8 protein-coding genes are annotated in these 7,037 nt (G+C 45.5%); 4 read left to right on the top strand and 4 right to left on the bottom strand.

Annotated elements, in window-relative coordinates:
- Positions 1-800, top strand: an 800-nt coding sequence (locus tag ACQY26_RS00410; RefSeq protein ID WP_428047110.1) for a hypothetical protein, incomplete at its 5' end; no start/stop codon positions are given.
- Positions 801-802: 2 nt separating this feature from the next.
- Positions 803-1,591, top strand: a complete 789-nt coding sequence (gene rsmA / locus ACQY26_RS00405) for a 16S rRNA (adenine(1518)-N(6)/adenine(1519)-N(6))-dimethyltransferase RsmA (RefSeq protein ID WP_428047109.1) — start codon at positions 803-805, stop codon at positions 1,589-1,591.
- Here rsmA and ACQY26_RS00400 read toward each other — a convergent pair.
- Genes ACQY26_RS00400 through ACQY26_RS00390 form a run of 3 tightly spaced genes read right to left on the bottom strand, consistent with a single transcriptional unit; the run spans position 1,581 to position 4,683 of the window.
- A complete protein-coding gene (locus ACQY26_RS00400) occupies positions 1,581-2,735 on the bottom strand; it encodes an aminotransferase class V-fold PLP-dependent enzyme (RefSeq protein ID WP_428047108.1) in 1,155 nt (384 codons plus the stop codon). The two genes, rsmA and ACQY26_RS00400, sit on opposite strands and share 11 nt — an antisense overlap.
- 1 nt (position 2,736) lies before the next feature.
- Positions 2,737-3,741, bottom strand: a complete 1,005-nt coding sequence (gene ftcD / locus ACQY26_RS00395) for a glutamate formimidoyltransferase (RefSeq protein WP_428047107.1) — start codon at positions 3,739-3,741, stop codon at positions 2,737-2,739.
- A gap of 45 nt (positions 3,742-3,786) precedes the next feature.
- A complete protein-coding gene (locus ACQY26_RS00390) occupies positions 3,787-4,683 on the bottom strand; it encodes a class I SAM-dependent methyltransferase (protein WP_428047106.1) in 897 nt (298 codons plus the stop codon).
- A gap of 110 nt (positions 4,684-4,793) precedes the next feature.
- Here ACQY26_RS00390 and ACQY26_RS00385 point away from each other — a divergent pair, with 110 nt between their 5' ends.
- Together ACQY26_RS00385 and ACQY26_RS00380 are read left to right on the top strand one after the other, a co-directional pair.
- On the top strand, positions 4,794-4,997 hold the full coding sequence (locus ACQY26_RS00385) for a cold-shock protein (RefSeq protein WP_428047105.1): 204 nt from the start codon (positions 4,794-4,796) through the stop codon (positions 4,995-4,997).
- A gap of 74 nt (positions 4,998-5,071) precedes the next feature.
- Positions 5,072-6,451 (top strand): MATE family efflux transporter, encoded by a 1,380-nt coding sequence (locus ACQY26_RS00380; RefSeq protein ID WP_428047104.1) that lies wholly within the window; start codon positions 5,072-5,074, stop codon positions 6,449-6,451.
- Between the two features lie 70 nt (positions 6,452-6,521).
- Here ACQY26_RS00380 and ACQY26_RS00375 read toward each other — a convergent pair whose 3' ends face one another.
- On the bottom strand, positions 6,522-7,028 hold the full coding sequence (locus ACQY26_RS00375; RefSeq protein WP_428047103.1) for a biotin transporter BioY: 507 nt from the start codon (positions 7,026-7,028) through the stop codon (positions 6,522-6,524).
- Positions 7,029-7,037: the final 9 nt, after the last annotated feature.

Below are 7,037 nucleotides of genomic sequence, written 5' to 3'. Positions count from 1 at the left end.
CGTCCCCGTCCCGGCAGCTTGAAAGCTTCAAAAAAAGGCTGGAGCGCATTCCGGCCGATAAACCGGTAAATATAGATTTGGAAATTAATCTTGAACCTAAGCTTCGCCCGTCCGAATTATCGGAGGCTTTACCCTCGGAAAGCGCTTCAAGGCCGATAGCCGCTCCTTCAAGGCTGCAGGCTTCTTTGGAAGCGGCGGAAAAGCAGGCCCTTACGCGCTCTTTCAGCAGATCGTTTTCTTTAAGGCCGTCGACCGAGCAAGAACGCAAGGACTATTTGGAGAGAATTTTTAAAGGCTTAAACGAAGTTCTTGAAAACGCTTCCAAGGATTATAATGTGCAAATGTCGATACGCGGCGGCGCGGTTGTTAATGATACTTCCGTCTTAAAAAATAACTCCAACGCAAATACCAAAGCCGCTTATAATCCTTATATGGTAGGCAATGATATGGGCCTGTGGGTTGCGGGAAAAGGCTGGGTTAAATACGTAAAGGAAGTCGGCCAAGAAATTTCGTCCAGGCTTAAAAGCGGCGACGGCCGCGATTGGCTTATAGCAGGGCTTTCCGCTCTTACTTTAGGGGAAGGAAAAGAAGCTTTGGAAGCGTTTACGCAGGCGTACTCCGCCGGGCTTAAAACCAATGATAAAACTTTGCGGGAGCTTGCTCTTTTGGGGCGCGGCACCGCCTATATAATTTTGGGCGGAGAAGACGAAGCCCTTAAGGAATATGAAAAAACGCTTCAGTTTAACTCGGAAAATAAAATAGCTTTGGAAAATAAAAATATATTGTTGAGTGAAAAATAATTATGCGTAAATACGGCCAGCATTTTTTGGTAAACAAAGGAATAATAGATAAAATAACCGATGCGGTTATAGACAACATGGAAGGGGCTTTGGTTGAAATCGGCCCCGGCAAAGGCGCGATAACGACGGCCCTTTTGGAACGCGGGGTAAACAATTTTACTTTAATTGAAATCGACCCTGAAATGGCCGATTATCTTAAGAACAATCTTCCCGAATATGCGGAAGTTGAAATAAAAAACAATGATTTTTTGAAAGAGGATTTATCGTTCCTTCCCGAAAGCCCGGTAACATTTGTCAGCAATTTGCCTTATATAGACGCGGCGGAAATACTGCTTAAAGTTTTGTCCGCGCCCGGCTTGCACGCGGCCGTTTTTATGTTCCAGCGCGAACAGGCTCAGCGTTTAACGGCTAAGCCGGAAAGCAAACATTACGGGCCTTTATCGGTTTTGTTTCAGGCTTCGGCTTCGGCAAGGAGCATATGCCGCGTAAGCCCGGGCAGTTTCAATCCTCCGCCGAAAGTAGACAGCGAAGTCCTGCTTATTATGCCCAAGGGCCAAATAGAATTTAAATCCGCAAAGCATAAAAAAGATTTTACGGAGTTGGTGAAATCCGTTTTCGCTTACAGGCGCAAAACAGTACTTAACGCTTTATGCGAAGTCTTCAAAAAAGATAAAGATTTGCTTGGGGCGGCTTTGCAAAAAGCCGGAGTTAAAATATCCGCCCGCGCCGAAGAACTCAGCCCCCGCAAATACGCCGACTTGGCTTTGGCTTTGGACGGCATTATTTTTTAACTTTTTTAAGTTCCTTATAAATAAAGTCCAAAGTGCGGCACAGCTTCTTAAATTGAGTACAGCCCTTTGCGTCGATAAATGGAAAGCAGCCTATCCTTAAAGAATTTTCTTTTACGGAAGAATATTTTTCTATCCCGTCGATAAGGTTCGCCCGCTTCATTGCGGCTAAGGCTTTGTTTATTTGCGAGTCTTTAATGTCAGGGTCGGCTATTTTTAAGGTCAGAGTGGTAAAAGAGCGGTATTTTTCTTCTTCTATAAGCGGTTTAAGCCACCGGCTTTTTTGAGCATAATTTAAAACCGTTTCCGCGTGTTCAAGCGTCAGCGCCTGCATATTTTTCAGTCCGCCGCGCTTTAACATATAAGCGCAGGCTTTCCCTATCGCCCAAATCGTAGTATTGCAAGGAGTGTTAAAAGGCTGAAATATTAAGGCTTTTTGCACCGCGCGGGACAAATTTAAAAAATACGGGATTTCTTTTTTGCGCTCGGCGGCCAAAGCGCGTTTTACGGCCGCGGGGCTTAAAAAAATCACGCAGGTTCCGCCCGGCGCGCCGAAAGCTTTTTGCCCGGCAAAGAGCATTACGTCAAAGCACACGGGCAGAGCTCTTGCCCCGGCGCAGGAGGTCGCGTCCCAGGCGACGAGAGTGTTTTTACCTTTGCGCGCATATATTTCTTTTAATAATATATCCGGCAAAGCAAGGCCTGTGGAAGTTTCATTAGGGGTAAGCAAAACCAAAGAGGACTTTGCATTCAGTTTGTTTGCGCTTTCCGGGTTTTTATAATCAAAATCTACGAAATCTTTTTTTACGTCGGGCGGCAAGGCCCCGCATATTTTTTTGTTCCATAATTCCGAAAACGCCCCCAAATTTAAGCCCGATACGCTTCCTTCGTTTAAGCTCCACGCCACGGCGTCCATGGCGGCCGTCGCTCCGCCCGGAAAGAAAATTACCAAATAATCTTTTGGCAGCTTGAATAATTTTTTTAAATCAAGCGCGGTCTTTTTGTATAGTTCCTGCGTTATAAACGGAGTTCTGTGGCGTCTTTCAAAAAAAGTTTCCGCAAGCGCAGTTTCGCGCACCTCTTCCAAGCCTTGCGCCGGGCCGGCGGCAAAGGTGGAAGAGGGTAAAAAGCTTTGCGGTATTTTCATATCAGGCGTTCATTGATTTAAGTTTGAACTCAAGAATGCGCTCGTTCATGTTGAAAGGGCGAAGTTCGTCCAACCCGAGGTTGACCACGGCTTCGTTGATAACGTCCTTCATCGGCATTCCCATGGTTATTTTGCCTTTTTTGTTAAGGTAGAACTTGGCCGTATCCAGCATAAGGTCCTTGGTTACAAGGCCGATGATTTCGCTGCCGGTTACTTTAACGCCGCGTTTTTTTGCTTCGGCGACGCAAGTTTCGTAAACCACGTATAAAGGCGTTCTTTTATAGTCTTCCAAATTCATTGAAATTTGGCATTTGCCGTATTCTTCTATATACCAGCCTATTGCTTTTACGGCTTTTAAAATGCCGGTGCCGCTGTGATTCTTGCCGCTTTCGCGGATTACGGCGGCTATTTCTTTGGCGATTGACACGTCTTTGGTATCCAAATTGACGTTATAGGCTATAAGGCAGTTCCTTGCGCCTATTGATATCGCGCCGGATTTTTTTACCGTGGCGTTATATGCGTTCGGGCCGAAGTCCGGCGGAGTGTTCTGCAGTTTTATGGCCAGGTGTTCATACTCTCCGCTGCGTATATAAGATAAATCTTTGCGCGCCAAAGTGCTTGCCGCATAGCCGTATAAATAAACCGGTACGCCCAGCTCCGCGCCGACTTGCGCCCCCAAATCCTGCGCTATTTCCACGCATTCTTGTATATCGGCTTTGGCTATCGGTATGAAAGGGCAGACGTCAACGCAGCCAAGGCGCATATGCTTGCCGTGATGTTTGGACATATCAATAAGCTCATAACTTTTTTTAATGCAGGCAAAGGCCGCCTTTTTTACTTCCTGCGGGGTGCCGGCAAAAGTTATTACCGTGCGGTTTACGTCATAACCGCTTTCGGCGCCCAAAAGTTGAATATCGGCGCTGTTTTTTACGGCGTCGACTATGGCTTTAATGACTTTTTTATCGCGTCCTTCCGAAATGTTGGGGACGCATGCTATCGTTGACATCTTTTTTACCTCTGTTACTTAACTTAATTCTAAATTATATATAATTTACGGCTTTTGCTGAATATCGGCCGCTTGGCTTTTGACTATCCAAAAACTGCTTTCATGTCCGCGCGGGTGGCACGGCGCAAAGATTTTATTTAACAGTTCGGGGTGTTCTTTCCTTAAATACGCGCTCGGGAAGACGGGCTTATAACCGCCAGAGGTAAGCAGAATCGCCAAACAGGCCTGCTCGTTAAAAGCCCACCAAAGCCAGTCTTCGTCTTGGGGGTAATCATCCGGCAGGAAGATATCATGAAAGTGTATATAAACCCCGTTGGGCAGAGCCGGCAAAACCTGAAGGAGCAGAACTTCCAAATCCGTTCCGGGCATAAACAGGTGGGATGCGTCAATAAATAAAATATCCCCGGCTTTTAAATCGCAAAGCAAAGGCAGGGGCACTTTATCCAAAGTGCAGTTAAAAAACTTACTGCAGAGTTTTGATTCCCCGTGCAGTTCTTTTGGATTGACGGAATATAAAAGCGTGTTCAAACCTTCGTCTTTGACGGCCTGCGCCAAAAAACGGGTGGAAAACCCGGTGCCGACTTCCACTATTTTTGCCGGTTTTAGTTTCCTTACCAAAGTGTAAGCCATTGCGCCGTCGACGCCGCAGAACCAGTCTTGATTAAAACGCGGCGCAAGCGGAGTCAGCTTTGAACTTTTTTTGAAAGTTTCAAAAATTTGATTGTAATTTTCGGCTTCGCGGCAGAGAGCTTCAAATGCGTTAATGTTTTTTTCCAAAACGGCTTTTACGGATTTAAGCGGATATAAATCCGGCCTGCGGCAATTGTCGTTTGCGTAGGGATACGGCGTGTAATATCCGTATTTTTTGCCGGGCAGCCCCAGCTGTTTTAAGACGGTGGCGCAGCCTTGCGCGGCGCGTTTAAAAAGTTTTTTTGTTTTCATATTTTTCCAAATAAGCGCAAAATTATATTATTTATTGTATAATTTAAGGGAGGATAAAATCCTCTACGTCTCTTTGAGACTTAAAGTTAATAAACAAGGAAGTAAATGTAATGGCAAACGGAAAAGTAAAGTGGTTTAATGATCAAAAAGGTTATGGCTTCATAACCCCTGAAGACGGTTCAAAAGATCTTTTTGTACACTATCAGGAAATTCAAGGCGACGGTTTCAAAACCTTAGCTGAAGGTCAGGAAGTAACCTTTGAAGTCGTAGAATCCGAAAAGGGTCCTAAGGCTGTAAAAGTCTCAAAGAAATAAAACACTTTTTTGACTAAAACCTCAGCAGCCTTTGGTTGCTGAGGTTTTTTTGCGTTTGCCGAGGATGTGAAAAGGTGTCTAACGTATTTAAAATTTTGAAAAGCGATAAACCCGGTTCCGTCGGTTTGCTGCTTAGGATTGCAATCCCTTTGATAATAACAACCTCGTCGGCCAGCTTAATGCAGTTTACGGACAGAATGTTCCTTTCTTGGTATTCCGCCGACGCTTTGGCCGCATGTCTGCCGGCGGGTTTGATTTCTTTTTCAATGGTGTCTTTTTTTATGGGCACCTGCGGATACACCAGCGTATTCGTGGCGAATTATTACGGGCAAAAACGTTACGCCAGGCTCAGCGTGGCTTTGTGGCAGGGCGTTTTGGTCGGGGCGTTTTTCGGCGTGATTATAGCGGCTTTGGTGCCGCTGGGCCTGTTCCTTATAGGGCTTTCCGACCATGCGCCGGAAGTTAAAATTTTGGAAAAGCAGTACTTTACCATTTTAACTTTGTTTGGCGGCATTACTATAGTAAACAACGCTTTGGCAGGGTTTTTCAGCGGGCAGGGCAGAACGGCGGTTACGATGACGGTCAATATTATAGGAAATATCCTTAATATATTGCTCTCCTACGTAATGATATTCGGCAAGTACGGCTTTGCGGAAATGGGTATAAAAGGGGCGGCGTGGTCTACCGTGATAAGCGGCGTCAGCGTAACGGTTATTTTCTTTTGCATTTTATTCAGCCCGAAGATTAACTCCAAATTTAAGTTGGGGCGGTTGTTCGGCTTTAATAAGCAGGCCGCTTGGAGGCTGATTAAATACGGCTTGCCTAACGGCTTTGGCTTTGCCATGGATATTTTTTCCTTTTCGGTGTTTGCTTTCTTTGTCGGCAATATCGACAAAATATCTTTGGCGGCCAGCAATATCGTGATGACTTTGCAGTCCATAGTGTTTATGCCCCTTATGGGGCTGGCTATAGCCACGCAGATACTTATGGGGCAGTATGTAGGGCGCAAACAGCCGGATTTCGGCGTAAAAACCACAAAGACCGCTTTAAAAACCGGGGCGTTTTACGTTATTTGCATAACCGCGGCTTTTTACTTTTTCCCGCACTTCTTTACGGGCTTTTTTGAGGGTAATGTAATTACCGAAGATATGCGCCTTATCCAGCGGCAAACGGTTCCGCTTTTGCATTTGCTTTGCATTTTCACTTGGGGCGATTTGACTTATCTTTGCTTCGGCGACGCGATAAGAGGCGCGGGCGACACCAAATTCCATATGAAAGCCATGACTTTTTGCGGAATATTGCTTGTATTGGGCAGCTGGCTGATAGTAGGCGTTTTCGGCGGGGGAATAATCGCGGCGTGGAGTTGGATTACAACTTACGCGTGGCTTACAGGCATAATTATGGGCTGGAGGTTCTTCAGCGGAAAATGGCGCAATATCGACATAACTAAATAAGCTCTTGCTCCTTTTATACAAACAAAAACCCCCGGCCTGAAACCGGGGGATATTTTTTAAATTAGGCTGTTTACCACTTTTTGATTTTTTTGGTTATGTAAGTAGCCAAACAAACTTTAAAAAGTCCTCCGAGCAGGAAGGGATAGAAACCCAAAGCGAAGGCGTGTTCGGTAAGCATCATAAGCCAAAGGCTGCCGGTGGTAAGGATTATAAGTTCGCCGGCGGTAAAAGCCAGGAAAGCGGTATAAACGTTCTTTACTATTTTCGCTTCAAACAAATAACCTATAAAATAAGCCGCTATCACAAAGCCCAAAAGATAGCCGGCCGTAAACATACCGGCGTTCAGCACCGGCAGGCCCATAAGGCCCATGGCTATATAAGTAAGCACGGAAAGCGCGCTTTTTCTGCCGAGTGCGGCCGCCACCAAAAGTGTGGCCAGCGTCTGCATTGTTACGGGCACAGGGTTAAAAGGCAAAAACATAGCTATTTTGGAAAGTAAAGCTATAAACAGGGCCCCGCCGATTATAGCGGAAAGTTCCTTTGAAATTACATTTTTTATCTTCTGTACAAGTTCCATTTTATGACT

The organism is Candidatus Proelusimicrobium excrementi, from assembly GCF_937881865.1.
Classification (GTDB): Bacteria; Elusimicrobiota; Elusimicrobia; order Elusimicrobiales; family Elusimicrobiaceae; genus Proelusimicrobium; species Proelusimicrobium excrementi.
The sequence above is the reverse complement of the archived record's forward strand: the minus strand, read 5'-3'. Positions and strand labels throughout refer to the sequence as shown.

Coding starts and splice junctions, on each gene's coding strand:
- rsmA (WP_428047109.1), top strand. CDS start 803: ATGCGTAAATACGGCCAGCATTTTTTGGTAAACAAAGGAATAATAGAT.
- ACQY26_RS00385 (WP_428047105.1), top strand. CDS start 4,794: ATGGCAAACGGAAAAGTAAAGTGGTTTAATGATCAAAAAGGTTATGGC.
- ACQY26_RS00375 (WP_428047103.1), bottom strand. CDS start 7,028: ATGGAACTTGTACAGAAGATAAAAAATGTAATTTCAAAGGAACTTTCC.
- ACQY26_RS00390 (WP_428047106.1), bottom strand. CDS start 4,683: ATGAAAACAAAAAAACTTTTTAAACGCGCCGCGCAAGGCTGCGCCACC.
- ACQY26_RS00400 (WP_428047108.1), bottom strand. CDS start 2,735: ATGAAAATACCGCAAAGCTTTTTACCCTCTTCCACCTTTGCCGCCGGC.
- ftcD (WP_428047107.1), bottom strand. CDS start 3,741: ATGTCAACGATAGCATGCGTCCCCAACATTTCGGAAGGACGCGATAAA.